The organism is Amaricoccus tamworthensis (assembly GCF_049800875.1).
Classification (GTDB): Bacteria; Pseudomonadota; Alphaproteobacteria; order Rhodobacterales; family Rhodobacteraceae; genus Amaricoccus; species Amaricoccus tamworthensis.
Window position 1 is genome coordinate 102,739 of sequence record NZ_JBNAFV010000014.1, and the last position, 26,278, is coordinate 129,016.

The 26,278-nt window shown below is 63.0% G+C and carries 24 protein-coding genes; 11 read left to right on the forward strand and 13 right to left on the reverse strand.

The features are described 5' to 3' along the window. The first annotated feature begins 18 nt into the window (after positions 1–18). From ACP15P_RS18100 to ACP15P_RS18115, 4 genes are all read left to right on the forward strand, one after another. Positions 19–1,635 carry an ABC transporter substrate-binding protein gene (locus ACP15P_RS18100; protein ID WP_424929879.1) on the forward strand — a complete coding sequence of 539 codons (1,617 nt, stop codon included), beginning with the start codon at positions 19–21 and terminating at the stop codon, positions 1,633–1,635. 5 nt (positions 1,636–1,640) lie between these two features. After that, positions 1,641–2,600, forward strand: a complete 960-nt coding sequence (locus tag ACP15P_RS18105) for an acetamidase/formamidase family protein (protein ID WP_424929880.1) — start codon at positions 1,641–1,643, stop codon at positions 2,598–2,600. Next, entirely contained in the window at positions 2,597–4,381 is a 1,785-nt protein-coding gene (locus tag ACP15P_RS18110; protein ID WP_424929881.1) for an ABC transporter ATP-binding protein, read from the forward strand. The genes ACP15P_RS18105 and ACP15P_RS18110 overlap by 4 nt, the downstream gene beginning before the upstream one ends. A 207-nt stretch (positions 4,382–4,588) precedes the next feature. Further along, positions 4,589–4,816 carry a DUF1127 domain-containing protein gene (locus ACP15P_RS18115; protein ID WP_424929882.1) on the forward strand — a complete coding sequence of 76 codons (228 nt, stop codon included), beginning with the start codon at positions 4,589–4,591 and terminating at the stop codon, positions 4,814–4,816. Between the two features lie 54 nt (positions 4,817–4,870). Here the strand turns inward: ACP15P_RS18115 and ACP15P_RS18120 are convergent, their stop codons facing one another. The 9 genes from ACP15P_RS18120 to deoC form a co-directional block, all read right to left on the reverse strand. Further along, positions 4,871–6,220, reverse strand: coding sequence for an MFS transporter (locus tag ACP15P_RS18120; RefSeq protein ID WP_424929883.1), 1,350 nt, complete (start codon positions 6,218–6,220; stop codon positions 4,871–4,873). Positions 6,221–6,265: 45 nt separating this feature from the next. Further along, positions 6,266–6,673, reverse strand: coding sequence for a putative quinol monooxygenase (locus ACP15P_RS18125; protein WP_424929884.1), 408 nt, complete (start codon positions 6,671–6,673; stop codon positions 6,266–6,268). Between the two features lie 130 nt (positions 6,674–6,803). Next, on the reverse strand, positions 6,804–7,892 hold the full coding sequence (locus ACP15P_RS18130; protein WP_424929885.1) for an ABC transporter ATP-binding protein: 1,089 nt from the start codon (positions 7,890–7,892) through the stop codon (positions 6,804–6,806). 102 nt (positions 7,893–7,994) lie between these two features. Then, positions 7,995–9,440, reverse strand: coding sequence for an extracellular solute-binding protein (locus ACP15P_RS18135; protein ID WP_424929886.1), 1,446 nt, complete (start codon positions 9,438–9,440; stop codon positions 7,995–7,997). Between the two features lie 67 nt (positions 9,441–9,507). Further along, the gene (locus tag ACP15P_RS18140) at positions 9,508–10,536 is read right to left on the reverse strand and encodes a carbohydrate ABC transporter permease (protein ID WP_424929887.1); all 1,029 of its coding nucleotides are present in this window, start codon (positions 10,534–10,536) and stop codon (positions 9,508–9,510) included. Continuing rightward, the gene (locus ACP15P_RS18145; RefSeq protein ID WP_424929888.1) at positions 10,533–11,408 is read right to left on the reverse strand and encodes a carbohydrate ABC transporter permease; all 876 of its coding nucleotides are present in this window, start codon (positions 11,406–11,408) and stop codon (positions 10,533–10,535) included. The genes ACP15P_RS18140 and ACP15P_RS18145 overlap by 4 nt, the downstream gene beginning before the upstream one ends. After that, entirely contained in the window at positions 11,405–12,343 is a 939-nt protein-coding gene (gene rbsK / locus ACP15P_RS18150; RefSeq protein ID WP_424929889.1) for a ribokinase, read from the reverse strand. The genes ACP15P_RS18145 and rbsK overlap by 4 nt, the downstream gene beginning before the upstream one ends. 38 nt (positions 12,344–12,381) lie before the next feature. After that, entirely contained in the window at positions 12,382–14,751 is a 2,370-nt protein-coding gene (locus ACP15P_RS18155) for an aldehyde dehydrogenase family protein (RefSeq protein WP_424929890.1), read from the reverse strand. A 6-nt stretch (positions 14,752–14,757) separates the two neighbouring features. Continuing rightward, a complete protein-coding gene (gene deoC, locus ACP15P_RS18160; protein WP_424929891.1) occupies positions 14,758–15,747 on the reverse strand; it encodes a deoxyribose-phosphate aldolase in 990 nt (329 codons plus the stop codon). Between the two features lie 117 nt (positions 15,748–15,864). On the opposite strand from deoC, the gene ACP15P_RS18165 reads away from it, so the two are divergent. Beyond that, positions 15,865–16,656, forward strand: coding sequence for a DeoR family transcriptional regulator (locus ACP15P_RS18165; RefSeq protein ID WP_424929892.1), 792 nt, complete (start codon positions 15,865–15,867; stop codon positions 16,654–16,656). A 34-nt stretch (positions 16,657–16,690) separates the two neighbouring features. Here the strand turns inward: ACP15P_RS18165 and yecR are convergent, their stop codons facing one another. Then, positions 16,691–17,008, reverse strand: a complete 318-nt coding sequence (yecR, locus tag ACP15P_RS18170) for a YecR family lipoprotein (protein WP_424929894.1) — start codon at positions 17,006–17,008, stop codon at positions 16,691–16,693. A gap of 406 nt (positions 17,009–17,414) precedes the next feature. Between yecR and ACP15P_RS18175 the strand changes: the two genes are divergently transcribed. Next, positions 17,415–19,346: a TonB-dependent receptor plug domain-containing protein gene (locus ACP15P_RS18175; RefSeq protein ID WP_424929895.1), complete on the forward strand. Its 1,932-nt coding sequence runs from the start codon at positions 17,415–17,417 to the stop codon at positions 19,344–19,346. Between the two features lie 62 nt (positions 19,347–19,408). On the opposite strand, the gene ACP15P_RS18180 is transcribed toward ACP15P_RS18175, so the two are convergent. Beyond that, a complete protein-coding gene (locus ACP15P_RS18180) occupies positions 19,409–19,780 on the reverse strand; it encodes a winged helix-turn-helix transcriptional regulator (protein WP_424929896.1) in 372 nt (123 codons plus the stop codon). A 131-nt stretch (positions 19,781–19,911) separates the two neighbouring features. Here ACP15P_RS18180 and ACP15P_RS18185 point away from each other — a divergent pair, with 131 nt between their 5' ends. Together ACP15P_RS18185 and ACP15P_RS18190 are read left to right on the forward strand one after the other, a co-directional pair. Continuing rightward, positions 19,912–20,520 carry an NAD(P)H-dependent oxidoreductase gene (locus ACP15P_RS18185; protein WP_424929897.1) on the forward strand — a complete coding sequence of 203 codons (609 nt, stop codon included), beginning with the start codon at positions 19,912–19,914 and terminating at the stop codon, positions 20,518–20,520. Further along, positions 20,507–21,208: a glutathione S-transferase family protein gene (locus ACP15P_RS18190; RefSeq protein ID WP_424929898.1), complete on the forward strand. Its 702-nt coding sequence runs from the start codon at positions 20,507–20,509 to the stop codon at positions 21,206–21,208. The genes ACP15P_RS18185 and ACP15P_RS18190 overlap by 14 nt, the downstream gene beginning before the upstream one ends. 20 nt (positions 21,209–21,228) lie before the next feature. Here ACP15P_RS18190 and ACP15P_RS18195 read toward each other — a convergent pair whose 3' ends face one another. Together ACP15P_RS18195 and ACP15P_RS18200 are read right to left on the reverse strand one after the other, a co-directional pair. Continuing rightward, positions 21,229–21,615: a nuclear transport factor 2 family protein gene (locus tag ACP15P_RS18195; RefSeq protein ID WP_424929899.1), complete on the reverse strand. Its 387-nt coding sequence runs from the start codon at positions 21,613–21,615 to the stop codon at positions 21,229–21,231. 73 nt (positions 21,616–21,688) lie between these two features. Continuing rightward, positions 21,689–23,128 (reverse strand): coniferyl aldehyde dehydrogenase, encoded by a 1,440-nt coding sequence (locus ACP15P_RS18200; protein ID WP_424929900.1) that lies wholly within the window; start codon positions 23,126–23,128, stop codon positions 21,689–21,691. Positions 23,129–23,223: 95 nt separating this feature from the next. Here ACP15P_RS18200 and ACP15P_RS18205 point away from each other — a divergent pair, with 95 nt between their 5' ends. The 3 genes from ACP15P_RS18205 (at position 23,224) to ACP15P_RS18215 (ending at position 26,006) form a co-directional block, all read left to right on the forward strand. Next, entirely contained in the window at positions 23,224–23,823 is a 600-nt protein-coding gene (locus tag ACP15P_RS18205) for a TetR/AcrR family transcriptional regulator (protein ID WP_424929901.1), read from the forward strand. Positions 23,824–23,953: 130 nt separating this feature from the next. Next, the gene (locus tag ACP15P_RS18210) at positions 23,954–24,748 is read left to right on the forward strand and encodes a DUF3800 domain-containing protein (protein WP_424929902.1); all 795 of its coding nucleotides are present in this window, start codon (positions 23,954–23,956) and stop codon (positions 24,746–24,748) included. Positions 24,749–24,977: 229 nt separating this feature from the next. Beyond that, positions 24,978–26,006, forward strand: coding sequence for an IS110 family RNA-guided transposase (locus ACP15P_RS18215; RefSeq protein ID WP_028720250.1), 1,029 nt, complete (start codon positions 24,978–24,980; stop codon positions 26,004–26,006). Positions 26,007–26,278 lie beyond the last annotated feature (272 nt).

Here is a 26,278-nt window from a genome sequence, read left to right on the forward strand (position 1 = left end):
GGAGAGAAAGTAGGAAAAATGAAAAAGCTGCTTGCAACGACCGCCCTCGTGGCCGCGCTGGCCCTGCCCGCCGCGGCTCAGGAGACACTGGACCCGAACGCCACGCCGGGTGGCAACATCACCATCACTTACAAGGATGATGTGGCCACGCTCGATCCGGCGATTGGCTATGACTGGCAGAACTGGTCCATGATCAAGTCGCTCTTTGACGGGCTGATGGATTATGCGCCGGGCACGACCGACCTGCGCCCCGGGCTCGCCGAGAGCTATGAGGTGTCCGAGGACGGCATGACCTTTACCTTCACCCTGCGTGAGGGCGTGAAGTTCCATAACGGGCGTGAGATGACCGCGGAGGACGTGAAGTACTCGCTCGACCGCGTGACCAATCCGGTGACGCAGTCGCCTGGTGCGGGCTTCTTTGGTGCGATTGAGGGCTATGACGCGATGGCCTCGGGCGAGGCGGAGACGCTGAGCGGTGTGAGCGTGATTGATCCGCAGACGGTGGAGATCAAACTCTCGCGGCCGGATGCGACCTTCCTGCATGTGATGGCGCTGAACTTTGCCTCGATCGTGCCGCAGGAGGCGGTGGATGCCGCGGACGGTGATTTCGGCAAGATGCCGGTGGGTACCGGTGCGTTCAAACTCGACGAGTGGACGATTGGTCAGCGTCTGGTGTTCGCGAAGAACGGGGACTACTGGCGCGATGGGCTGCCCTATCTCGACAGCGTGACCTTTGAGGTGGGCCAGGAGCCGATTGTGGCTTTGCTGCGGTTGCAGAACGGTGAGGTGGACGTGCCCGGTGACGGCATTCCGCCCGCGAAGTTCCAGGAGGTGATGGCGGACCCGGAGCAGGCCGCGCGCGTGGTTGAGGGCGGTCAGCTTCAGACCGGTTACATCACGCTCAACGTGACCATTCCGCCGCTCGACAATGTGGATGTGCGCAAGGCCATCAACATGGCGATCAACAAGGAGCGCATCACCCAGATCATCAACGGTCGTGCGGTGCCCGCGAACCAGCCCCTGCCGCCGTCCATGCCGGGCTATACCGAAGGCTATGACGGCTATCCCTATGACGTTGAGGGCGCGAAGGCACTGCTCGCCGAGGCCGGGTTCCCGGACGGATTTGAGACCGAGCTTTACGTCATGAACACCGACCCGAACCCGCGGATTGCCCAGGCGATCCAGCAGGATCTGGCGGCGATTGGTGTGGATGCGGCGATCCAGTCGCTGGCCCAGGCCAATGTGATTGAGGCCGGTGGTGCGGGCACCGCGCCGATGATCTGGTCCGGTGGCATGGCCTGGATTGCGGATTTTCCCGATCCCTCCAACTTCTTCGGTCCCATTCTGGGCTGTGCCGGTGCGGAGGAAGGCGGCTGGAACTGGGCCAAGTTCTGTGACCCGGAAATTGACGCGGCGGCCACCGAAGCCGACAGCATGCTCGATCCGAGCGCGCCGGAGCGGCTTCAGATGTGGTCGGACGTGTACATGTCCGTGATGGAGCAGGCGCCCTGGGTGCCGGTCTTCAACGAGCAGCGTTACACCATGAAGTCCGAGCGTATCAGCGGGGATGACAGCCTGTTCGTCGATCCGGTGTCGATCCCGGTCAACTATGACTACATCTACGTGACCGAGTAAGAACCATGTGCAAGGCGTGCGATTACACGATCCACGGCGCACAGCATCATTTCGGCTGGGACAACTCGTTTGCCCCGGTCGAGACGGTGGAGCCGGGACAGACAATCAAATTTCACTGCCACGACAGTTCGGCGGGCCAGCTTGGTCCGTCGTCCACGGTCGAGGATGTTGTGGCGCTCGATTTTGGCAAGATCAATCCGGTCTCCGGGCCGATCCTCGTTGACGGGGCGGAGCCGGGTGATGCGCTGAAAATCACGCTCGACAGCTTCGCGCCGCAGACGCAGGACGGCAAGGGCTGGGGCTGGACCGCGAATATTCCGGGCTTTGGCCTGCTGGCGGACCAGTTCACCGATCCGGCGTTGCATGTGTGGAGCTATGAGCCCGACACGATGGCGCCGGCAATGTTCGGGACCGAGGGGCGCGTGCCACTCAAGCCCTTTGCCGGGACCATTGGCAATGCGCTGGCCGAGGACGGGCTGCATTCCATCGTGCCGCCGCGGCGGGTTGGGGGGAACCTCGACATCCGCGATCTGGCCGCGGGGTCGGTTCTGTACCTGCCGGTGGAGGTTGCGGGGGCGCTCTTCAGCATTGGGGACACCCATGCCGCCCAGGGTGATGGCGAGGTCTGTGGCACCGCCATTGAGAGCCCGATGGATGTGGTCGTGACCCTCGATCTTGTGAAGGATGCGGGGCTGAAAATGCCGCGGTTCACCACGCCGGGGCCGGTGACGCGGCATCTCGACGCGAAGGGCTATGAGGTGACCACGGGCATCGGGCCGGACCTGATGGCGGCGAGCCGGGACGCGGTGTCGGGGATGATTGATTTCCTCTGTAGGACGCGGGGCATGGCGGCGGTGGACGCCTACATGCTGGTTTCGACCTGTGGGGATCTGCGGATTTCCGAGATCGTGGACATGCCCAACTGGGTTGTCAGCTTCTACTTCCCGCGGTGCGTTTTTGAATGACGGCGGAGGCGGTCATGCCGGATGTTGCGCAGGTGACTGACGGCGCGGAGACGGTTCTCTCCGTGCGCGGGCTTCAGGTGGCCGCGCGCGGGGAGGGCGGGCCGGTGCCCCTGGTGAAGGGCATCGGTTTTGACCTGAAACGGGGAGAGACCCTGGCGATTGCCGGTGAGAGCGGGTCGGGGAAGTCGATCACGTCGCTCTCGATCATGGGGCTGTTGCCGCCGCCGGGCGTGAATGTGACAGGCGGGGAGATCCGGCTGGGGGATCAGGTTCTGACCGGGCTGTCCGATGCCGGTTTGCGGCGGGTACGGGGCAACCGCATCGCGATGATTTTCCAGGAGCCGATGACCAGCCTGAACCCGGTAATGACCGTGGGCAATCAGGTGATCGAGGCCATTCGCGCGCATACGCCCATGTCGCGTCAGGCGGCGAAGGCGGAGGCTCTGGCGGCGTTGAAGGCCGTGCGGCTGTCGGAACCGGCACGGCGGATGGTGCAGTATCCCCATGAGCTGTCAGGGGGGATGCGCCAGAGGGTGATGATCGCGATGGCGCTGGCGTTGAAGCCGGAGGTTCTGATCGCGGATGAGCCGACCACGGCGCTCGATGTGACGGTGCAGCGGGAGGTTCTGGAGCTTCTGCGCGATTTGCAGAGGACCCAGGGCACGGCGATTTTGCTGATCACGCACGATATGGGTGTGGTGGCGGAATATGCCGACCGGGTGGTGATCATGCGCCAGGGCCAGGTGGTGGAGGAGGGCGACACGCGGCGCATCTTCCAGGCGCCGCGGGAGCAGTATACCCGCGATCTGCTGGCCTCGGTGCCGCGGATGGGGACGGGCGGTGAGGCCGTGGCCCGGACGTCGGCGCCGGTGGTGGCGGAGCTGCGCGACGTGCAGGTGCGTTTTGACATTCGGGGCGGGGTTCTGAACCGGGTGACGCACCGGGTCCATGCGGTGGAGGGGGTGAGCCTCGACATTCGCGGGGGCGAGACCTTTTCGCTGGTGGGCGAATCCGGCTGTGGCAAGTCGACGATTGCGCGGGCGATTGTGGGTCTGGTGCCCCATGAGGGGTTGATCAATGTGGCCGGGCAGCGCGTGGGTCTGATGACGGCCGAGGCGCGGCGGCGGCTGAGTGCGGCGACGCAGATCGTGTTTCAGGACCCTATGGCCGCGCTTGATCCGAGGATGACGGTGGGCGAGCAGATTGCCGAGCCGCTGCTCATTCACGGGGATGGTGACGCGGCCAGCCGACGGGCGCGGGCGGGGGAGTTGATGGAGCGGGTGGGGCTGACCACCGCGCAGCTCGACAACTACCCGCATGAGTTTTCCGGCGGGCAGCGGCAGAGGATCTGTATCGCACGGGCGCTGGCGCTGACGCCGAAGCTGATCATTGCGGATGAGAGTGTCTCGGCGCTCGACGTGTCGGTGCAGGCACGGGTGCTCGATCTGCTCAGGACCCTGAAGGACGAGATGGGCATTGCGATGCTGTTCATCAGCCATGACATGGCGGTGGTGGAAAACATCTCGGACCGGGTGGCGGTGATGCATCTGGGGCAGATCGTTGAGACGGGCAGCCGGGCGCAGGTGTTTGGCGATCCGCGTCATCCCTACACGCGGCGGTTGATGTCGGCGGTGCCGGTGCCCGATCCGGATCATGTGCGCGCCGCGGAGCTGCGGATGACGGGGGATGTGCCGAATCCGGTGCATCCGGTGGGCGCGGAAGTCAGACGGCATCACATGTTTGAGGTTACGCCCGGGCATTTCGTGGCGGGAGTGGTCTGAAAACGGGGTTTTTTCGGGAATTCAGGTGTGGCAATGTTGCACTGCATGATCGCCAAGTGCCTTAAAAATATGCGGTTTAACCTCAGCGCATAGCGGCAATGCAAATTTTGTGTGTGCAATGCAGCATTTGGTAACCTACCTGCCCTACTCGACGGACATTCCGTCATCCCGGGCCGCGATGCATGTGGCCAGAACTGAGAGCTGAAAATGACTTCCGTTACGACAAATACGAGCGTCGTCCATAAACCTCTTTTCCCCGGCCTGGCCGCGGGATTTATGCGCCTGTACCGCGCAATGGTGAACTCGAGCCAGGGTGCAAGGGGTCTTGCCCATGCCCGTAAGCTGGACGCGTTGACCGACGAGCAGCTTGCCGCGAAGGGTCTGCGCCGCGATCAGATCGTGCGCCACTCCTTCCAGCATCTGATGCATCTGTAATATTTCGGGCCCGGCTGTCGTGAATGGCGCCGGGCCCAACACTTTTTTGGGGGGTCAGGCCGCGGGGCTTTCGATCCGCTGGCGCAGGGTGCGCTGTTCAGCGGCATCCATGGGGAAGCGCCACATCAGGCCGATAGCGGCCAGTTTCAGGACAATCGGAGCGAGTGCGTAGAGGAGCGAAAGCCCCAGGAGCGCGCCGTCGCTGTTTGGGCCCGAGGCCGAAAATCCGATCCATCCGAGAAGTATAAGTGCCGCGCCGCCCGCACCGGCGAGCGCGAATTTCTGTGCGAGTGACCAGAGGGCGAAGAAGGCCCCGGTGCGCTGGTTTCCTGACCGGGCCGTGTCGAGGTCCACGAGGTCGGCCTGCATGGCCGATGGCAGGGAGAGGTCCGCGCCAAGGGCGGCGCCGGAGAGCGCGCAGATGGCGGTGAAGGCCAGGATGTCACCCTCGCGCAGGAAGAGGGCCACGGCGAATACCGCGCAGGCGTAGAGCATGGCGCCGCACCAGACGCGGTGTTTGGAAAACCCGCGTTTCACCAGCCAGGGCCAGAGGGGGGCGGCGAGGACGGCCGCGCCGAAATAGACGATCAGCAGCGGACCGCCGAGGTCCGGGGCGCCAAGGCGCTGGCTTACGAAAAAGATGAAGAGGCCCGCGGGCAGGGCGTTGGCCGCACCGTTGATGAAGAAGGCGGCGAGCAGGCGGAGGAACAGTTTTTCCCCGGTCAGGACGCGCCAGAGCGAGGCGGGACCGGCCTGCACACGGCTGAAATCCCTCGGTTCGGGTACGCGGGCGAGGCAGAGCAGAACGGCGAGGGGCAGGCCCGCGACGATCAGGAGGGCGACGTATTCCATGCCCTGGGTCGCGTTGGTGCCAAGCGCGTAGAGGATTGCGGCGAGGATCGTGCCGATGAGGCCCGCGGTCTCGCGCCAGGTGGCGACCGTGCTGCGCCCGGCATAGTCACCGGTCATCTCGGCCCCCCAGGCGAAATAGGGCGTGAGGATGATGGTCCAGCCGAGGGTCAGCAGGAAAAGCCAGAGTGTCAGGTGGGCGATGTCGACGCCGTCCGGCGGGACGAAGAGCATCCAGGCCGAGAGCATGACGAGCGGGGTGCCGAGGGCCAGCCATTGCCGTCGTCGGCCCCATCGGGTGGTGATGCGGTCGCTGAGAATGCCGATCAGGGGGTCGCTGATTGCGTCGAAGATCCGCACGAAGATGAACACGGTGCCGATGGCCACGAGGGACAGCCCGTGGGTGTCGGCGTAGAATTCCGAGAGAAAGACGTAGACGGGAAAATACATCGCCGCCAGCGGCAGCGCGGGGGCGGCGTAGGCGGCGAGAAGGCCGGGGCGCAGGATTGGTGGCGCGCTGGCCGGTTGGGTCGGGTCGGGGCCGCGTTGTGCCATGATCCTCCGGTGGCGGGTTTCGCCGCGAGTGTCGCGGAAATTCCGTCAGCGGTCGAGGAAAAAGCTCGCGAGGATGGGGGCGAAGCGGACATTCGCGCCGGGGTGGGCGTCGAGCCAGGCGGCTTTTTCGTCCTCGGACCAGCCGGTGTAGAGCACGATCTCGGTGGGCGCGGTCAGCATGGTGTCGTTGAGCATCGCCACATGGGCCTGGACGTGGGGGCTGTTGAAATGGGCCTCAAGGGCCGCCGGGCTGTCGAAGACCTCCAGCCAGCGGTAGACGGCCTCGTCGGAGGTCTCCGTGACTTTGGTGAGGGCGTGGACAAGCATGCCGGGCTCGGTTTCCTTCACCTTGTTGTCGATGGTGACGCCCGCGGCCTCGTATTCGGCGCACATTTCAGGTTTGACGTGTTCAAAGGCCTCAAGGGCGAGGATCTGGGTGGACTGGACGCTCATGGGGCGGGTTCCTCGTGTTGGTTTGGTTTTTTCGGTTTTCGTTTCCACCGTCCCGCCCGGCGGCACCGCCGGGCAGCGCCCGACCCTCCCCCAGGAGGGCGCTGCCCTTGGGACATGGACGGGCGGGGGCCTACCGGATCGCGGTGCCGTCGCTGCCGTGGAAGAAGTGCATTTTGGACGTGTCGAGATGGATGGTTTTACGGTCGCCCGGTTCGGCGCGGGTGGCGGACGAGACCTGGCCCGTGAACTTCACGCCGTCGGCCTCACCGATGAGCAGGGTGTGGGGGCCGAGGGGTTCGATGTCGAGAACCTCGATCTCCACGCCGGGTGCGACGGGGTCGTTTTCGAGCGTGTGTTCGGGGCGGATGCCCAGGGTGCAGGCGTCGCCGGTGAAGGGGCTGAGCGCGCGTTTGCGGTCCCCGGGCACGGCGAAGCGCAGTTTGCCGGGGCCCTGGAAAAAGATATCGCCGTTTTCCTCGCTGAGGCGGCCGTCGAGGAAGTTCATGCTGGGCGCGCCGATGAAGCCCGCGACGAAGCGGTTGACCGGGCGCTCGTAGAGGGTGATGGGGTCGGCGGCCTGCTCAATGCGGCCGTCGCGCAGCACCACGACGCGGTCGGCCATGGTCATGGCCTCGACCTGGTCGTGGGTCACGTAGACCATGGTGGTGCCGAGGCGGCGGTGGAGCTGCTTGATTTCGACACGCATTTCCACGCGCAGTTTGGCGTCGAGGTTTGAGAGCGGTTCGTCAAAGAGGAACACGTCCGGATCGCGGACAATGGCGCGGCCGATGGCGACGCGCTGGCGCTGGCCGCCGGAGAGGGCGGCGGGCTTGCGGTCGAGATATTCGGTGAGGTTGAGGATCTGGGCCGCGTTTTCAATGGCGGTGTTGGCCTCGGCCTTCGGGACGCCGCGCACCTTCATGCCGTAGCCGATATTGTCGCGCACGGACATGTGCGGGTAGAGCGCGTAACTCTGGAACACCATGGCGCAGTTGCGCAGGCCCGGGCGCAGGTCGGTCACGTCACGGCCGCCGATTTTTATTTCGCCGGAGGTGATGGTCTCAAGCCCCGCAATCATGCGTAGCGTGGTGGATTTTCCGCAGCCGGAGGGGCCGACCAGGACCACGAATTCGCCATCATTGATGGTCAGGTCCAGAGGGGGAATGACCTCCAGGGAGCCGTAGTTCTTCGTGACGCCGGTTAGATTGATTTCTGCCATTTGCCGTATTTCATCCCATCCCCAGGGGGGTGTCTGATCCGGACCCCGCCGGAGGTGAAGGACGGGGCGCGCGTGGTGTGCGCCCCGCCTGGTTGGTTTGGTTTACTGCGTCGGGAGGCCCATGGAGGCGCGGTAGGCGGCGAGCTGGGTGTCACGGCCGAAGCTGTCGGTCAGCTCGTTCCACTCGGCAGCCACGGTGTCCAGCGCTTCCTGGGGTTCGATCTCACCGGCCAGTGCGCGGGAGAGTTCGATCTCCAGGATCTCGGTGTAGGAGAAGTAGCCCGGCAGACGCATGTCGAGTGCCACGTTGTCGGCGGTAACCGCGTCGCGCTGTGCGCCGAGATATTCCTCGGCCTCACGCTCGGAGAAGAGCGCCGACCAGCGTTCCATGTTGGTCGTGTGCGAGATGCGGTAGGGGTTCACGCCCGTACCACCGGTGACGGCCGCCTCGCCGGAGACGTCCGGGCTGGAGAGCCAGGAGACGAAATCCCAGGCGGCTTCCTGGTTTTTCGAGGATTGCGGCACGGCGGCCTGCCAGCCACCGAAGGCCATGAAGGACGTGTCGATGGGTGCGTCGAAGGTGTCCCACTCGCCGGTTTTGTAGTTGTAGACCTCCGCGGAGGAGGGCAGGACGGCGGAGCCCACATTGCCCGCGACCGTGGACTGCTCCGGGTCGGCGGCGATCACGCCGGTGTCGCCCCAGCCGATGGACTGTGCCACCTGGCCGCCCGCGAAGGCCGCGTTGACCTCACCGAAGGAGAAGTTGAGCGCGGATGGCGGTGCCAGTTTGGAGGCGCGGATGTATTCCTCAAGGCCGCGGACCCATGCCGGGTTGTTGACCTGGGCGTCCATGGTTTCGGGGTCGAAGAACATCGCGCCGGGCAGGTCCGGGTGGCTCGCGTAGGCCGCCACGTGGCTGAACAGGAACCAGAACTGCTGACCACCACGGCGGAAGGCCTCGGCGGTGCCGTAGACGCCGTCGACGTTGTTCTGGAAGAACTCGGCGATGTCGAGGTACTCTTTCCAGGTTTTGGGAACCGCAAGCTCGTAGCCATAGGCTTCCTGGAAGGCGGATTTGTTGGCCTCGTCCTCGAAGAGGTCGATGCGGTAGGTGTAGGTGTGAACGTCGCCGTCCATGGTCTGGGACAGAACCTTGTCGTTCCAGACCATCAGCGATTCACGGTAGACCGGTGCGATGTCCTCCCAGACCTCGCCTTCCTGGTAGGAGGCGGGCATTTCGGTGAGGAATGGTGTGAAGTCCGGTGCCCAGGCCGGGGCGAAGGCGATCACGTCAAAGGCGTCGTCGCCGCTGGCGAGCGTGGTCACGAGTTTCGGGTAAAGCTCGGACCAGGGGAATTCGACGACCTTCACGGTGCCGCAGGTTTTCTCTGACCAGCCCTCGGCGGCGAGGGACAGGGCGGAGGCGATATAGGGTCCGGTCTGTGTGGTCGCGGTAATCTCGACGCCGGAATAGTCAGGGTCGCAGGCAAATGCCGCGCCGCTTGACAGAAGCAGGGCCAGAGCCGAGCCGGTTAATCCGTATTTCATGTAAAGTCTCCCTTGAGTGGCCCATGTTTTTGCTATGTTTGCGGGCCGGTTGCGGTTTGAAGGTCGGTTACTTGACGGCTCCTGACAGAAGTCCGGAGCGCATGAGCCGCCCGAGAAGTCCGGCGACGACGATCATCGGAATGATCGCCACCAGCGCGGCGGCGGAAATGGCCCACCATTCATCCCCGCGCTGGCTGTTCTGACCGGCGATGAGGACCGGCAGGGTCTGCCATTCGGAGTTGGTCAGAAAGAGCGCGAAGAGGAACTCGTTCCAGGTGAAGGCGAGCGTGATGACAAATGTGGCGATGAGGCCCGGACGGGCCATGGGCAGGACGATCTGAAGGAAAATCCGCCACTGCGGCACGTTGTCCACCAGTGCGGCCTCCTCGATCTCCAGCGGCAGGGCGGAGATGAAATCGCGCATCAGCCAGACCACGATGGGCAGGGAGAAGGCGATATAGGCGAGCGTCAGGCCGAGATAGGTGTCGGTCATCTTGAATCCCATTTTGCCCATTTCCGAGTAGAGCAGGAACAGGGCGAAGGCCACGACGATGGGCGGGAAAAGGCGCTGGCTTACGAACCAGAAGACGATGTCGTCGTTCTCCAGAACCTTGCCCGGCAGCGGGAAGCGGTTGATGAACACGGACAGCGCCAGCGCCACGCAGAACGCGAGGATCGACGCGGTGGCGGGGGCGATGCCGAGGATTTCGCGGCCAAACAGGAAGCCGCCCATGGCGACGGCAAAAAAGATGATGCCCGAGAGCAGCCGGACGCGGAACGGGAAACGGACGAGCGCATAGGCGGCCATCGCTCCCAGAAGTGTCGCGATCACGGCGGAGGAGACCGCCACGATGGTCGAGGACCAGAAGTTGGCGTAGAACTCACCCCGGACGCCGGAGAGCAGTTCCCTCCAGGCCTTCAGGGTCGGCTGGAAGTCGATGAACGGGAAGTAGGTGGGTCCGCCCACCACGTCGGGCGGGGTTTTGAGCGAGGTGATCGCAACCCAGTAGAGCGGGAAGATGGTGAAGGCGAACCAGATGAGGCACAGGACGAGCGACCAGCGTTTGCGCGAGCCTTTGAGATCGCGGATGCTCATTTGTACTTCTCCAGGTAGGGTTTGAGCAGTGCCAGGTAAACGAGGCTGAGGATCAGAACGACCGCGAGGAACAGGAAGCTGAGCGCCGAGGTGTAGCCGAGGTTGAACTTCTTGAAGCCCTCCTGGTAGGCGAAGAGGGTCAGTGTCTCGGTGGCGACGCCCGGGCCGCCGCCGGTCATAACGAAGACTGTGTCGATGATCTTGAAGCTCTCCACGATGCGGATGAAGATAACCGCTGCCGAGATGGGCAGCATCATGGGGAAGGTGATGCCCCAGAACTGCTGCCAGGGCGAGGCGTTTTCAAGCTCCGCGGCCTCGTAGACATCGTCGGGCAGGCCCTGGAGGCCGGCGAGCAGCAGCAGGATCACGAAGGGCGTCCACTGCCAGATTTCCACGGCGATCAGAGAGCCCAGGGCCCAGTTGGCCTCAGTGAGGTAGGGCAGGTTGGCGAAACCGAAGAAGGTCGCGATCTGGTTCAGGGGGCCCATGGTCGGGTTGAGGATCTGACGGGCGACAAGCGCCACGGCGACCGGGGCGACCAACATTGGCATAAGGAATGTGACGCGGAAGAACTCCACCCCGCGCACCTTGCCCGCGAGGGCCAGTGCGATGGCGAAGCCGATCACGAACTGGAACGCGACGGAGGTGAAGGCAATGAGTGCCGTGGTGCGGACCGTCTGCCAGAAGCGGGGCTGGGTCAGCAGGTCGGCGTAGTTCTCGAATCCCACGTAGCGCGCGGGCATGGGCGGGACCAGCCGCAGGGACATGAAGCTGTTCGCGAGCGAGAAGATCAGCGGGAAGATGGCGATGGCCAGCACCACCAGGAAGGCGGGCCAGAGAAAGAGATGTTTGACCGGATCGTCGCGCGTCATTGGGCCAGGCTTCCCCCGCTGAGAAGGGTTTCGATCTCGTCGCGTGCGGGCATGGCCGGGGCCGTGCCGCGGCGGGTGACGGAGATGCCCGCGGTGGTGCAACCGAAGCGCACGGCGTCGCTGACCGGTTTGCCCTCGGCCAGCGCGGTGGCGAAGCCGCCAACGAAGGCGTCACCCGCACCGGTGGTGTCGATGACGGTGCCGGCGGAGACGGCGGGGACCAGTTCGCTGATGTCCGGGCCGTGGATATAGACGCCCTGGCCGCCCATGGTGATGAGGGCGGTGCCGACGCCGCGTTCCAGCAGGGCCTCTCCGGCGCGTTTGGCGTCGGCCCCGGTCTGGACCTCGAAACCCACGATGGCGGAGGCCTCGCTCTCGTTCGGGACGAAATAGTCGCTGAGCGCGTAGCAGGCCTCATCAAACGGGTTGGCCGGGGCTGGGTTGAAGACGGTGGTCACGCCTGCGTCACGCGCGATTTTGAGCGCGGCCTGGGCCGCGTCGGCGGGCTGCTCAAGCTGGGTGACGAAGACGGCGGAGTTCTCGATAATTTCGCGGCGGGCCTCGACATCGTCGACCGTGATGGTGCCTGCGGCGCCGGGATAGACGATGATGGCGTTGTCGCCGGTGGTGTCGTTGACGAAGATGAAGGCGGCACCGGAGGGCATGTCGGACATGATCTCAAGCTGCGGTGTGACGCCGGTTTCCTTATAAATTTCAAGGGCCATTTTGCCGAACGGGTCGTCGCCGATCTTTGAGATGAAATCGACATTCGCGCCCGCGCGGGCGGCGGCGACGGCCTGGTTGGAGCCCTTGCCGCCGGGGCCGAGGGCGAAGCCGCTGCCGGAGATGGTTTCACCGATTTTTGGCAGGCGCGGGGCGAGATAGGCCGTATCCGCCACGTAAATGCCGAGGATTGATATTCTTTTTTCGGTCACCGCTGTCTCCCTGTTGTCTTTTTTTGTCGCGTGCCGGTTTATTCGCCGTAGGGCACCCAGATGTTTTTAACCTGGGTTGCGCGTCTCAGGAACGCCTCTCCTTCCGCCGCTGTGGGATCGGACCAGTCGATGCGGCGGCCGTAGTCGGTGAACGTGCGTTTGAGGTTGCCGACCGAGAGCCTCTCCACCATTTCCGACAGCTCCGCCGTGCCGAAGGCCCAGAGACCCTCGACGCCGTTGTGCTGGGCCAGGACCTTCGCGAGCGCCATGCTGTCTCCGGTGACGATGTTCAGCACGCCGGCGGGCACGTCGGATGTTTCCACGACCGAGTAGAAATCCGTGGCGGCGAGGGGGTGCGGCTCGGACGGGATGGCGATGACGCGGTTGCCGGTGGCGATGAGGGGCGCGACGGTGCTTATGAAACCCAAAAGCGGGGCCTCGGGCGGGCAGATCACGCCGACGGTGCCGATTGCCTCGGGGATGGCGAGGGCCAGTCCGCGCATGGGTGGCATGTGGACCTGGCCTTCGTATTTGTCGGCCCAGGCGCCGTATGTGAAGAGGCGCGAGATCGAGGCATCGACCTCGTCGCGGGCCTTTGCCGCGCTTGCGCCGGTCATGGCGCGCAGGCGGGCGGCGAACTCGTCGGCGCGGGCCGAGAGGTTTTCGCCCAGGTAGTAGAGGATCTGCGCGCGGTTGTGCTGTGACTTCGCGCCCCATCCGGCGGCGGCGCGGGCGGCTTCGACGGCGTTGCGGATGTCCTTGCGGTTGCCCTCGCCGACTTCGCCCAGGACCTTGCCATCGGAGCCCACGACCGGGCGCGAATGGTTGCCGTCCGGGCGGGCCTGTTTGCCGCCGATGAAGAGTTTTGCGGTGCGGTCGACCGGTGCGATGAAGTAATCCCGGGTGGCGGGTGGCTCGGACGCGCTGCGCTGTTTGCCTTTGGTCCAGGCGCGGCTGCGCAGGTACTCAAAGCAGCCCTCGCGGCCGCCCTCGCGACCGAAGCCGCTTTCCTTCACGCCGCCGAAGCCCACGCCCGCGTCCATCATGTTGGTGCCGTTCACCCAGACGATGCCGGAGGCGAGTTTCGCGGCCACATCGAGGGCCTGGTTGACGCTCTCGCTCCAGACGCTGGCCGAGAGGCCGTAGCGGGTGTGGTTGGCAAGCTCAATCGCCTCGCCCGGCGTGCGGAAGGTGGTGGAAACGGCGACGGGGCCGAAGATTTCCTCGGTCGCGGCCTCGGCAGTTTGCGGCATGTCGCGCAGGACCGTGGGCGGGAAGAAACAGCCACCCTCGGGCATGTCGGTGGCGGGTTGCACCAGGGTGCCGCCATCGGCCACGCCGCGATCGACCATGGTGCGGATGCGGGTGAGCTGGTCGCCGTCGATGATGGCGCCGATGTCGATGGTCTTGTCGAGCGAGAGGCCGACGCGCAGGTGTTCCATGCGGGCGGCGAGGCGTTTGTGGAAGGTCTCCGCGATGCCCTCCTGGACAATGAGGCGGGAGCCGGCGCAGCAGACCTGGCCCTGGTTGAGCCAGATGGCGTCCACCACGCCCTCGACCGCCGCGTCGATGTCGGCATCCTCGAAGACGATGAAGGGGGATTTGCCGCCAAGTTCAAGGGTCAGGGATTTTCCTGTTCCCGCAGTGACTTCGCGGATTTTGCGGCCCACGGAGGTGGAGCCGGTGAAGGCGATTTTGTCGAGGCCGTCATGTTCGGTGATCAGGCCGCCGGTGCGTCCGTCGCCGGTGACGATGTTCAGGACGCCCTTTGGCAGGCCCGCGGCGGCGGCGAGTTCCGCGAAGAGAAGTGCGGTGAGTGATGTGGCCTCAGCCGGTTTCAGGACGACCGTGTTGCCGAGGGCAAGGGCGGGTGCGACCTTCCAGGCGAGCATGAGGAAGGGGAAGTTCCAGGGGATGATTTGGCCCACGACGCCGAGCGGCTCAAAGTCGCGGAATTCGCTCTCCTGGATCTGGGCCCAGCCCGCGTGGTGGTAGAAGTGGCGGGCGGCGAGCGGCATGTCGATGTCGCGGGTTTCGCGGATGGGCTTGCCGTTGTCGAGCGCCTCCACCACCGCCAGAAGCCGCGCGTTACGCTGGATCATGCGGGCGAGCGCGTAGAGTTTCAGCGCGCGCTGGTGACCGGGCAGGGCGGCCCAGGATTTCGCGGCCTTGCGCGCGGCGGAGACGGCGGCGTTGACGTCCGCTTCCGCACCCTGCGAGATTTTCGCGAGCGTTTTGCCGGTGGCGGGCTCGGAGGTCTCAAAGGTTTCCGCGCCAGGCTTGGTGAAGGCGCCGTCGATGAAATGGCCGAAGCCCTTCGCATGGGAGGCGAGCCATTTCCGGGCCGCGCCGTCATCCTCGAAACTGGGAGCGTAATCCATGCTGTCGAAATAACCCGCTACATTCATGAGAATTTATCCGATCGGGTGGCGTTCAAGGGCGCTGTAGGCGCCGGTGACATGGTGTTCAAGCTGACGCTCGATATCCGCGAGAAGGGACGAGGCGCCAATGCGAAACAGGTCCGGTTCCAGCCAGTCGCGGCCCAGCTCCTCCTTCATAAGGGCGAAGTAGTTCAGCACGTCCTTGGCCTTCGACACGCCGCCGGCCGGTTTGTAGCCGATTTTGAAGCCGGTCAGTTCCTGGTACTGGCGGATGGTGCGGATCATGGTGAGCGAGACGGGCAAGGTGGCGTTGACGCCCTCCTTGCCGGTGGAGGTTTTGATGAAATCGGCCCCGGCCATCATGCAGACGAGGCTTGCCTTCGCCACGTTGCGCAGGGTTTTGAGGTCGCCGGTGGCAAGAATGGCTTTCACATGGGCCTCGCCGCAGGCCTCGCGGAAGTCGCGCATCTCATCGTAGAGCGCCTGCCAGTTGCCGGTCAGGACGTGCTCACGCGTGATGACGATGTCAATCTCCTCGGCCCCGTCCGCGACGGAGGCCTGGATCTCGGCCAGTTTGGTGTCATGGGGCGCGAGACCGGCGGGAAAGCCGGTGGAGACGGCGGCGACGGGGATGCCCGTGCCCTTCAGCGCCTCGACGGCGGTGGGGACAAAACGGTGGTATACGCAGACCGCACCGGTGGTGATGCGGCGGTCGCCCATGCCGAGACCCTCAAGAATGTCGGGGCGGACGGGCTGGCGGGCCTTGGCGCAGAGGCGGCGGACGCGGCCCTCGGTGTCGTCACCGTTGAGGGTGGTGAGGTCGATGCAGGTCACGGCCTTCAGAAGCCAGGCGCTCTGGGCCGGACCCTTGACGGCGCGGCGGCCGGGCAGGGCGGCGACACGGCGCTCGGTGGCCGAGCGGTTGACGCGCACATTGTTCAGGATGCCAAGGTCGAGCGGCATTCCGGCATTGCGCCAGGAATTGCTGGACGCGCTGCCCGAAAGTCGAGCGGTCTGTTGCATGAACCTCCCCCTTGCCATGCGGTGTCCCGGTTTCAGGTACTGTTTGAACCTCTGCCAGTTTTGTTATAATGTCAACAGTGCAATGTTACTATTCTAACAAAAATGATTGGTGAGGAAATGTCGAAAACCGGGGATGCCGGACGGGCGGTCGACAGGAAGCAGGCGCGGGTGACGCGGCTGCTTGATGAGGTGACGCGCCAGAAGAGCCTGCATGTGCGCGATGCGGCGGAACTGCTCGACGTGTCGGAGATGACCGTACGTCGGGACGTGCGGAACAACGAGAACTTTTTTCAGTTCCTTGGCGGCCACATTATGGCCGCGGACGGGTCAGCGCAGCGCACGCCCTATGATCTGACCGAGGCGTCGGAGCGGAACGAGGCGGCGAAGAAAGCGGCCTGCGCGGCCTGTGTTCCGCTGATCCGGGAGAAAGACACCATCTTTGTGGACTGCGGCACGACGCTGCCGCATCTGGTGGGGATGATCCCGGTGGATATGGAGGTCACGCTGATCTGCTATGCGCTGAACATCGCGGACATGGCGGTGCGCAAGCCCAATATTCGGCTGGTGGTGATCGGGGGGACGTATCACCCGCCCACGGCGTCGTTCTATCCGCTGGATGAGGATGCGACGCTGGCGCAGTTTGCCATTGGGCACGCCTTCATTTCAGCCGCCGGTGTGGACGCGGATCTGGGCGCGACATGCACCACGTTTCGTGAGGCCGGGGTGAAGCGGGCGGCGATGGCGCGGGCGCGGTCGAGTGTTCTGGTGGTGGACCGCAGCAAGATCGGTCAGATCAAGTCGGCCTGCATCGCAGACCTGGCGGAGTTTGACGTGATCGTCACGGAAAAGGGCGAGATGACCCGCGATGCCGTGGCGAAGCACCAGGCCCGGCGGGTCGGCCGGGCGTGAGGGTCAAGGTTCTGCTGCCGTCAGGTTAAGTGGCTCAGCCTTCGCACTGGTAGTAGCGCTTGGTCGTCGTAATCGTGCAGCGGCCGTGGCGGTCATACTGGCGGCAGATTTCCTGCGATCCGGTGTATTCCGAGGCACGCGCATAGCCCCAGGAGCGGCAGCGGTCGAGCGCGCTGCCGTCGGCGATTGTCCAGTCCGGAGTGACCGGCGTGAACAGGCTTTTGGTGGAGGAATGGATCACGATGCCCTCCGCCCGGCTGCCGCCGCTCTCGGAAGGTTTCAGATCGGTTTTGCCGTTGCCACCGCAGGCCGCGAGCAGCAACAGGCCAAAAAGCAGTGTCAGATTACGCATGCCGGTGTTCCCCATACCCCTTGGATAGATACAATTTGTCGTAAAAGCCGCGTTTGGGGCAAGGATTGCTTTGGAACAGGGTTAATGAAGGGTGAGTTGCTGCTCTCCCGGCGTGTCGGCACGACACGCCATGACCGACTTTCCCCCAGGGAGGTCATCCACGACGTTGGCCACCGCTCGATGATCGTGGGGTTGTTCGCGGTGCGGCCAGATCAACCGGTTCGAAGACCTCCCAAAGCCGGTCATGACGTGTCGTGCCTCTGGAGCGGGCATCGGTACGCGCAGGGGTTGAAACATCGTCCGAAAGGTTAACATGCACTTGCATGTAATCCGGCGTTCGGTATATGCGGCACGTTGAGCCAGGGTTTCCCCAAGCCAGAAACAGAGTATGACGGGGGAAGTCATTATGGCGTTTTCGCGCGGAAACACGGCCCGGATTCTGGCGGGTACGGCATCGGTCCTGGCCATGTCCCAGATGGCGGCGGCACAGGAGGAAAGCTTTTCACTGGACCCGATTGTGGTCGAGGCCGAGGATGAGCTTGGGGGCAGCGCGGACCGCGCAACCTCAATGTACGTGACGGAGCGCGAACTGGAAAACGCGCGTACGGGTGACCTGAAGGATGTGTTCTCGGGTATCGCCTCGGTATCGGTGGGGGGCGCCCTGCCGCTGACGCAGAAGATTTTCGTCAACGGTGTGGACATGCTGAACCTCGGTGTGACCATTGATGGCGCATCGCAGAACAACCGGGCGTTTCACCATGTCTCGGCCAATGCAATTGACCCCGGTCTTCTGAAGGCCGTGCGGGTTGATGCGACGGTGTCGCCTGCCGATGCGGGGCCGTATGCCCTGGCCGGGTCGGTGGTGTTTGAGACGCTGGACGCCACGGACATTCTGGAGTTCGGTCAGGTGGTGGGCGGTAACCTGCGCCTGTCGTATTCGGACAATGGTGACACGGCGCAGGGGGCTCTGACCCTCGCCGGGATGTACCGGGGTTTTGAGTGGGTTCTCTATGGCAAGCGCGCTACCGGCGATGACTACGATGACGGTGACGGCAATGAGGTCTTCGGCACGGCCGCGGACCTGACGAGTTTCCTGGGCAAGCTTGCGTATGAGAGCGACACGGGTCACCGGATTGAGTATTCGGGACTTCAGCTTGACGATGATGAGCTGCGTCAGTTCCGCGCCAATTTCGGCGGGCTTGAAGGCGTGACGGACAGTCTGCGACGCTATGACACGCAGCGGAGCAGTCACTCGCTGTCCTACCAGAACATGCAGGCCGGAGGGTTTTGGGACCCGCGGCTTGAGATCGGATATTCCGAGAGTGACATCAGGGTGCCGGAACCGTGGGACAGCAACGGTCTGTCGGATACCTGGTCGGCCTCCATCCAGAACGTGTTCCATCTGTCGGCGACCGATCGCGTGAATGCCGGTATGGATTTTCAGAAGCGGACGGGGGAGTACACCAGCCCGACCTTTGGAGACGACAACAGCGAGGAGAGCTTCAACACGGGCATCTTCGCCCAGGCCCGGATGGAGCCGGTGGAGCGCCTCAAACTGTCCTTTGGTGGCCGCTATGACTGGCAGTCGTTTGAGGGCGTGAATGGCGACGATATCGACAGCAACGGGGCCTCGGGCAACGTCTCGGCCACCTATGCGATTACCGACACGGTGGATATCCGGGCGGGGGCGTCGTCGGTGTTTGGCGGCATCGATATCGAGGACAACTACACCTATCTGCCGACCTGGGAGTATGACGGGCTGGAGGCGTCGCGGGCGAACAACGCGACGGTTGGGATGGACTGGCGCATTGGTGCGCTGAGCCTTGGCGGTGAGTTCTTTCTGACGGAGATCAACAACGCCCGCGGCGGTGTGGACAATTTCGACTTTGAGAGCAAAGGCTTCAACCTGGGCGCGACATATGGCTGGGCGACCGGCTTCATGCGGGCGACGCTTTCAAGGAGCGATGTTGAGGTCGATGGCGATCCGGTCGACAGCTACTACGCGCTGGATTACGGCGCGCCGCTGGGGACCGTCGCCGCGTTCGAGGTTCAGCAGGAGACGGGTGTTGACGGGCTGCGCGTGGGCGGTGGTCTGGACCTGGCGTTCGACTACGACATGCCCGATGGCGTGAACGATCTGGACGGGTATGAGGTCGTGAACGTGTTCGCGGAATACGTGCCGCCGCAGATGGAAAGCGTTCTGCTGCGCCTGACCGTCGACAACCTGTTTGATGCGGAATACGCCGACCGCGCCACCTATGGCGGTGAGTATGACGAGCTGACCACACTCAAGGAGCCGGGCCGGACGATCAGCCTGGTGGCTGTGAAGACGTTCTAAGGCGGATCCGTCCGCGAATTGGAAACCCTGTCGCCTGGAAATGGCGGCAGGGTTTTTTGTGTTCAGGCGCCGTTGCCGTTTGAGGGCAGTTCCTCGCTCCACCGGCGCAGCTCGTCGAGGAAGCCAAGCGCGGTGCGGCCGAAATCGGTGATCTCGTAAGTGACGGAAACGGGTGAGGTTTCGAGCACCTGACGTTTCACCAAGCCCCGGTCCACAAGCTGGCGCAGGCGTTCGGTGATCATTTTCTTGGAGGCGCCGCCGACCATGCGGGCGAGGTCGTTGAACCGCACCGGACCATCTTTCAGGTGCCAGAGAATCGAACCGGTCCATTTGCCGCCGATGATCCGCATGCCCCGCTCGATCGCGCAGGGCTCGGCGCAGGCATCGCGGGCGCTGCGGCGACCCTGGCCGTCCTCCTCAACTCTTGCATCCATGGCTCACACTTTCCTGATGGGCAAATTTAAAGGTTACAAAAAGTATACTGGTTGCTTTTGCATCCTTCAAGACGCATCTGGTGCCGGACAGGGCCCGTCGGGGACGGGTGGCAGTGGAAAGGACTAGTGAGATGAGAAAAATTCTAATTCTGAACGGCACACAGCCCTATGAGTTCGCCCCCGGCCGGCTGAACGCGGCCTTTGTGGAGCGGGCGAAAGCCGCGCTTGAGGCCCAGGGGCATGAGGTCCGTCTGGTCACGGTGGCGGAGGGCTATGACGTGGAGGCCGAGATTGAGAACCACGTCTGGGCCGATACGGTGATCCTGCAGTTCCCGGTGAACTGGATGGGTGTGCCCTGGTCGTTCAAGAAATACATGGATGAGGTTTATACCGCTGGCATGGATGGACGGCTCGCCACGGGTGACGGCCGCACCGCGGATGCGCCGACCGCCAATTACGGCATGGGTGGCGCACTTGAGGGTCGGCGCCATCTGCTGTCCGTGACGTTTAATGCACCGAAAGAAGCGTTTGGCGATCCTGATGAGCCGTTCTTTGAGGGCATGTCGGTGGATGATCTGCTGCGCCCGGTGCATCTGACCGCGAAGTTTCTCGGGCTTGAGCCGCTGCCTGGGTTTGCGGCCTTTGACGTGATGAAAAACCCGACGGTCGAGGCGGATTTCGCCCGGTTTGACGCGCATCTGGCGCAGGTCTTTGCGGAGAGTGCCGATGTCGCGGCCTGATATTGCTCTCTACACCGCCAACACGATGAACGGCTGGAAACCGCTGATTTTCCTGCACGAGGCGGAGATCGAGTATGAGCTCGTGCCGATTGATTTCGGGAAGAAGGAGCAGAAGGCGCCGGACTACCTGAAGATCAATCCCAACGGGCGTATTCCGACCATCGTGGATCGCGGGAATGATGATTTTGCGGTCTTCGAGAGCGGGGCGATCCTGTGGTATCTGGCGGAGAAATACGACCGCTTCCTGAGCCATGATCCGAAAGAGAGGTCGGAGACGCTGCAGTGGCTGATGTTCCAGATGGGCGGGATTGGTCCGATGATGGGGCAGGCGATGTTCTTTCAGCGGATTGCCAAACCGAATGGTGACGAGGTGCCCTATGCCATCGACCGCTATGTGAACGAGAGCCGCCGACTGCTGGAGGTGCTCAACACTCGTATTGAGGAGCGCGAGTGGCTGGTGGGTGACGACATCTCGATTGCCGATATGGCGACATACCCCTGGGCGCGCACGTATTTCTGGGCGACGGTCAGTGTCGAGGGGCTGCCGCATCTGCAGGCCTGGTTCGACCGTATTGATGCCATGCCGAAGGTGCAGGCGGCGCTGCAGCTGCCGGAACCTCGCCCGTCCGCCTTTGGTGAGGGTGACACGGATGCCGCGGCGGCGGAAAACGCCGCGCGGTTCCGGTAAGGTCCTCGTCGCGGTGGCTGTCAGCCGGTTTTGAGCCTGTTGAAGTCCTCGCGGAGGGGTGCGTTGTCGTAGATGATGGTGAGTTTGGTGAAGCTGTCGCGAGTGTCGTTCAGCTCAAACACGTCGACACATTCGAACGAGGCCGGCGTGCCGTCAGCCAGGGTCCAGTCGTAGCGGAAATGTAGGGCGACGGCATTCGAGCTTTCGGAAGTGTCGAACACGTTCAGCAGCGTGGTGACCGACTGGCGGGTGTCGGCGAAGAGATCCGCATAGAAGTCATGGGCCGGTCGCTCGCCATAGAGAGGCGAGACGACCGTGCCGTCCGCAGCGAACATGGCACGGACGGCGTTTAGATCGCCCTCATTGAGGGCGTTCAGGTAGTCCGTGCAAAGCTGTTTCGTGGTCATGTCCCGCTCCATATGTCTTCCAGCCTGCTAACGGTGGGGGCCGGGGTTGGCAAACGGCTTTTCGAATGCGCGCCTATCCCAGTTTCCACGCGAGCAGCGCGTTGGCGGCGGTGCCGTAGGGGGGCTGGGCCAGGTCGGCGAGGTTTCGGCGGCCCTGGGCGTAAATACCTCTCGCATGGCTGAAGCGGCGGAAGCCTTCGATACCGTGATAGGCGCCCATGCCGCTGTGGCCGATGCCGCCGAAGGGCAGGTCGTCCTGGGCCACGTGCATCAGGGTCGAGTTGATGCCGACATTGCCGGAGGTCGTGCGGGAGAGGACCCTGTCGCAGGCGTCATCCTCGGGGCCGAAATAGTAAAGCGCGAGGGGGCGGGGCCTTTCGTTTATGTAGTCGATGGCCTGGTCGAGCGTCCTGTAGGTGACGATGGGCAGGATTGGGCCAAAGATTTCCTCCTGCATGACGTCCATGCCCGGCGCGGGGTTCAGGATCAGGGTTGGCGCTATTGTGCGCTCCCGGTTGGCGGCCTGGGCCACGTTGCGGCCCACGGGCAGGATCAGGGCGCCATGGGCGCGGGCGTCGTCAATCAGCGCGGTCAGGCGGTCGAAATGCGCCTCGCTGGCGATTGTGCTGTAGCTGTTGCAGTCCGGCCCATTGGGATAGAGCCGGGCGGTGGCGGTGGAGAAGGCTTCGGTGAAGGCGTCGACGTCGTTTTCGTGCACAAGAGCGTAATCGGGCGCGACGCAGGTTTGCCCCGCATTGGCCAGTTTGCCATAGGCGATGCGGCGGGCGGCGTGTTCGGTGATGCGGCCCGGGGCGACGATGACGGGGGATTTGCCGCCAAGCTCCAACGTGACCGGCACGAGGTTTTCGCTGGCCGCGCTCATCACGGCGCGTCCGGTTTTGGTTGATCCGGTGAGCATGAGGTGGTCGAAGGGCAGGCGGCTGAACTCCTGGGCAATCGAGGCGTCGCCGGTAATGACGCTGACCTGGAAGCGGTCGAAGGCCTGCGAGATGAGGCGGTGCATGAGGTCGCTGGTGACGGGGGTATATTCGGAGACCTTCAGCATGACGCGGTTACCCGCCGCAAGCGCGGTGGCGAGCGGCATGAGGGCGAGGTTTATCGGGTAGTTCCAGGGTGAGATGATGCCCACAACGCCGAGCGGCTGGTACTCCACACGGGCACTGCCCATGCGAAACAGCGCCGGGACGTAACGGCGTTCGGGGCGCATGAAGCGGCGCAGGTTGCGCGAGATGTAGTCGATGCCTGCGAGGGTAGGTACGAGTTCCATGATGGCGGTCTCGTGATGGGCGCGGTGGCCGAAATCGGCGGCAACCGCCGCCTGCCAGTCGACCCGGTGATCCGTGAGCAGCCCGCGCAGTTTTTTGAGATCGGCGCGCCGCTGCGCGAGGGTCGGTGCGCCTCCGTTCAGAAAGGCGGTGCGCTGTCGGCTCAGGGTCGCAGCGGGGCCATAATTTACCTCATGACCATTGACGTATTGCAGCAGCACGCTCATTTCTCTTTCCAGCCTATGTAGACAGTGACAACTTGACTTAATTGAGCCTGTATGTAGACATTGTCAACATGCCGGTGAAAAAAAATGTGGATGTTATGAAAGAAAAGCAAAACCGCCCCTATCATCACGGGGATCTGCGCAATGCGATCCTCGATACGGCCATGGAAATGATGCTGGAGGAGGATGGATGGAACTTCACCCTGCGCGAGGTGGCGCGACGGGCGGGGGTGAGCCATTCCGCGCCCTACAAGCATTTTCCCGATAAGACGTCGCTGCTGGGGGAGCTGGCCCTGATCGGGTTTGACCAGGCCTATGAACGGGTCCACTCGGCGATGCAGGAGGGGTCCGCCACATTTCGGGAGAGGTTCCTTCGTGTCGCGAAGGTCTATCTTCAGTTTGCCCAGGACCATCCCGCGCTGTACCGGCTGATGTTGGGCAGTGGTGTGGTAACGGAGCAGACGCAGGGCGATCCGAGGGCCGCCGCAACCTTTGAACTGGCCGTCGACATGATCGAGCAGGGGCAGCGGGAGGGCGTGGTGCGCCCGCATCCGGTGCGCGGTCAGGCGGCCGCCTGCTGGGCGCAGCTGCACGGGCTGACGATGCTGGATCTGGAGGGATTTCTCATACCGGAGAAGGTTGGGGAGAAACCTGTTGAGGCGGCACTCAACACGCTGTTGGAGGGTTTAGAAGAGTAAATTCTGTAGTTTTGGATGAATATATTGCAACGTGTTCGCTATTTCGCAATTATCTTGAAAAGTTAGTATGTACTAAGATTTTTCGGACAATTACAAATTTTTTTGCAACCCCAAAAATTGAGCGCTGAATTTGGTAAATATATATGTTGATGAAGCTGGCACTAGCCCTGCTGAACATGAATCGGTCACGGTAGTCGCCGCAGTTATTATTCCGCACAATAAGTGGCGCGAAGTAGAAAATTTCCGGCAGAAAGTTGTGTCAGAATACATACAAACTGACGCGTGTGCCAGGTTCATATTCCATGCAAAAGACATTACTTCAGGGAAAAAGACGCCGTACACAGACTGGTCCGTGGAGAAGCGTTGGCAATTCGTAAAAGACATGCTGAGCGTGATTAGAGCGAGTGAAATTACGATCTCGATCGGTGCAGCCTTGGCCGCCGATGACGACTTGACCCTTTCCCGTAAGGATCGCGCGACAAGGCGCCACTTAACTGCGCACGACCGCGCACTGTATGCCGCAGATGCCATCAGCGATCGCATTTATCCTCCATCAGAAATTGCTACGGTAATTTCCGAGGACACAAACAAAATGCGGCAGACATTGCGGAAATTGCACTGGGAGATGCAGCGTCAAAGATCGAGCATGACGCGGAAGTTTGGGAGCGTCAGGCGGATAGTTGGAGCAATACATTTTGCCGAAAAGAAATATGAGCCACCACTTCAATTTGCAGATGCATATGCATTTGCCTTTAGGCGTTTCTTCTCCCAACACAAATATGCAGAAGATCTTATTCAAGCCATGTTCACCGGGACTAACTTGACAGACATCGAACACCTTCGAGACGGTACAAAAGGCGCTATTGCAATTGGGATGACCGATCGGTCTAGTGATCTGTATTCTCGGTTTTTAGGTAACACTTAGGGAGCATTTAGTTGGTCGGCTACGACTGTTCAGTCTTTTTTTGTGTGCCACAATAGCATCCGGTGCGCGGTCAGGCGGCCGCCTGCTGGGCGCAGTTGCATGGTCTGACGATGCTGGATCTGGAGGGATTTCTCATACCGGAGATGGGGTGGATGCCGCTCTCACCCTGACGGCATCGCGATGTGCCATACTCGTGGTGTCGAAGCACAAGCTGAAGGAGAGGGCATCCATGGAAGAAGTTAGCATTATCGGGGTCGATCTGGCAAAGAACGTGTTCCAGCTGCACGGGGCGGCAGCGGATGGGGTGGTTGTTTTCCGCAAGAAGCTGTCGCGACTGCAGTTTGCGCGATTCATGACGGACCATCCCGCATGCGACGTGGCGATGGAGGCGTGTCCCAGCGCGCACCATTGGGCGCGGGAATTGTCCGCCTACGGGCACAGCGTCCGGCTCATTGCGCCGCATTACGTCAAACCGTTCATCAAGCGCCAGAAAAACGACGCCGCCGACGCGGAAGCAATCGTTGAGGCAGCGATGCGTCCGACCATGCGGTTCGTCGAACCCAAGACCGAAGCCCAACAGGCCCGGGCGGTGGCGTTTCGCGCCCGCGAGCAGATCGTGAAGCAGCGGACCGAAGCGATCAACGCCCTTCGCGCGCACCTCTATGAATTCGGGCATGTGGCGCCGGAAGGGGTCGGATATATCCCGCGGCTGGCGAAGGTGGTCGAGGATCCTGGTTCGGGCCTGCCTGACCTGGCGCGAGACATCTGCCGCATGGTTCTGGAGCAGATCGAACTGTTGACGTCCCGCCTTACCGCAGTCTCGGCAAAGCTCGCCGCCGCGTCCAGGGCGGCCGCCATGCCCCGGCAGTTACAGACCATGCCGGGTGTCGGACCGATCACTGCGCTCGCAGTCGAAACCTTCGCGCCGCCGATGGACCAGTTCCGGCGTGGCCGCGATTTTGCAGCTTGGCTCGGGTTGGTGCCGCGGCAACATTCTTCTGGCGGAAAACAGAGGCTGGGGAAAACATCGAAGATGGGGCAGCGGGACATCCGGCGACTGCTTGTCACCGGCGCGATGGCGGTGGTCCGCTGGGCGCTGCGCCGTGGCGCACCGCAAAATCCCTGGCTTGAGCGCATGCTGGAACGCAAGCCACCGATGGTCGCAGCCTTCGCGCTGGCCAACAAGATGGCGCGCGGCATTTGGGCGATGCTGACGCGCGGCGAGGACTATCGCGATCCGGTGATGGCCACCGCCTGATCGGGCGCGTCGGCAGGAACGGAACGCAGAGTTGTGAGGAAGGCATGATCCGAATGGGCAAATGATCGACATGATCCGGGTTGGGCAAACCAGGAACCTTCTCAGAGCTTCGAGCTCGCTGTTGGAGATTTGGCCCCGGTCCGCGCATCACCATCCCGGCCAGCGGCATCTATCGGGCCGCACTAACAGGCCTGACAAGAGTCCGCACTCGATCACATGTCTAATGTTCAGAAATTCCTTGCAAATGAGGGCGGCATCCACAAGAGAAGGTT

What these genes read in the sequence shown, in the direction of transcription:
- ACP15P_RS18200 (WP_424929900.1), bottom strand. Translation starts at nt 23,128, where the DNA reads ATGAGCGTGCTGCTGCAATACGTCAATGGTCATGAGGTAAATTATGGC.
- ACP15P_RS18115 (WP_424929882.1), top strand. Translation starts at nt 4,589, where the DNA reads ATGACTTCCGTTACGACAAATACGAGCGTCGTCCATAAACCTCTTTTC.
- ACP15P_RS18180 (WP_424929896.1), bottom strand. Translation starts at nt 19,780, where the DNA reads ATGGATGCAAGAGTTGAGGAGGACGGCCAGGGTCGCCGCAGCGCCCGC.
- ACP15P_RS18125 (WP_424929884.1), bottom strand. Translation starts at nt 6,673, where the DNA reads ATGAGCGTCCAGTCCACCCAGATCCTCGCCCTTGAGGCCTTTGAACAC.
- ACP15P_RS18155 (WP_424929890.1), bottom strand. Translation starts at nt 14,751, where the DNA reads ATGAATGTAGCGGGTTATTTCGACAGCATGGATTACGCTCCCAGTTTC.
- ACP15P_RS18190 (WP_424929898.1), top strand. Translation starts at nt 20,507, where the DNA reads ATGTCGCGGCCTGATATTGCTCTCTACACCGCCAACACGATGAACGGC.
- ACP15P_RS18165 (WP_424929892.1), top strand. Translation starts at nt 15,865, where the DNA reads ATGTCGAAAACCGGGGATGCCGGACGGGCGGTCGACAGGAAGCAGGCG.
- ACP15P_RS18110 (WP_424929881.1), top strand. Translation starts at nt 2,597, where the DNA reads ATGACGGCGGAGGCGGTCATGCCGGATGTTGCGCAGGTGACTGACGGC.
- ACP15P_RS18205 (WP_424929901.1), top strand. Translation starts at nt 23,224, where the DNA reads ATGAAAGAAAAGCAAAACCGCCCCTATCATCACGGGGATCTGCGCAAT.
- yecR (WP_424929894.1), bottom strand. Translation starts at nt 17,008, where the DNA reads ATGCGTAATCTGACACTGCTTTTTGGCCTGTTGCTGCTCGCGGCCTGC.
- deoC (WP_424929891.1), bottom strand. Translation starts at nt 15,747, where the DNA reads ATGCAACAGACCGCTCGACTTTCGGGCAGCGCGTCCAGCAATTCCTGG.
- ACP15P_RS18130 (WP_424929885.1), bottom strand. Translation starts at nt 7,892, where the DNA reads ATGGCAGAAATCAATCTAACCGGCGTCACGAAGAACTACGGCTCCCTG.
- ACP15P_RS18120 (WP_424929883.1), bottom strand. Translation starts at nt 6,220, where the DNA reads ATGGCACAACGCGGCCCCGACCCGACCCAACCGGCCAGCGCGCCACCA.
- ACP15P_RS18105 (WP_424929880.1), top strand. Translation starts at nt 1,641, where the DNA reads ATGTGCAAGGCGTGCGATTACACGATCCACGGCGCACAGCATCATTTC.
- ACP15P_RS18185 (WP_424929897.1), top strand. Translation starts at nt 19,912, where the DNA reads ATGAGAAAAATTCTAATTCTGAACGGCACACAGCCCTATGAGTTCGCC.
- ACP15P_RS18135 (WP_424929886.1), bottom strand. Translation starts at nt 9,440, where the DNA reads ATGAAATACGGATTAACCGGCTCGGCTCTGGCCCTGCTTCTGTCAAGC.
- ACP15P_RS18175 (WP_424929895.1), top strand. Translation starts at nt 17,415, where the DNA reads ATGGCGTTTTCGCGCGGAAACACGGCCCGGATTCTGGCGGGTACGGCA.
- ACP15P_RS18140 (WP_424929887.1), bottom strand. Translation starts at nt 10,536, where the DNA reads ATGAGCATCCGCGATCTCAAAGGCTCGCGCAAACGCTGGTCGCTCGTC.
- ACP15P_RS18195 (WP_424929899.1), bottom strand. Translation starts at nt 21,615, where the DNA reads ATGACCACGAAACAGCTTTGCACGGACTACCTGAACGCCCTCAATGAG.
- ACP15P_RS18145 (WP_424929888.1), bottom strand. Translation starts at nt 11,408, where the DNA reads ATGACGCGCGACGATCCGGTCAAACATCTCTTTCTCTGGCCCGCCTTC.
- ACP15P_RS18100 (WP_424929879.1), top strand. Translation starts at nt 19, where the DNA reads ATGAAAAAGCTGCTTGCAACGACCGCCCTCGTGGCCGCGCTGGCCCTG.
- ACP15P_RS18215 (WP_028720250.1), top strand. Translation starts at nt 24,978, where the DNA reads ATGGAAGAAGTTAGCATTATCGGGGTCGATCTGGCAAAGAACGTGTTC.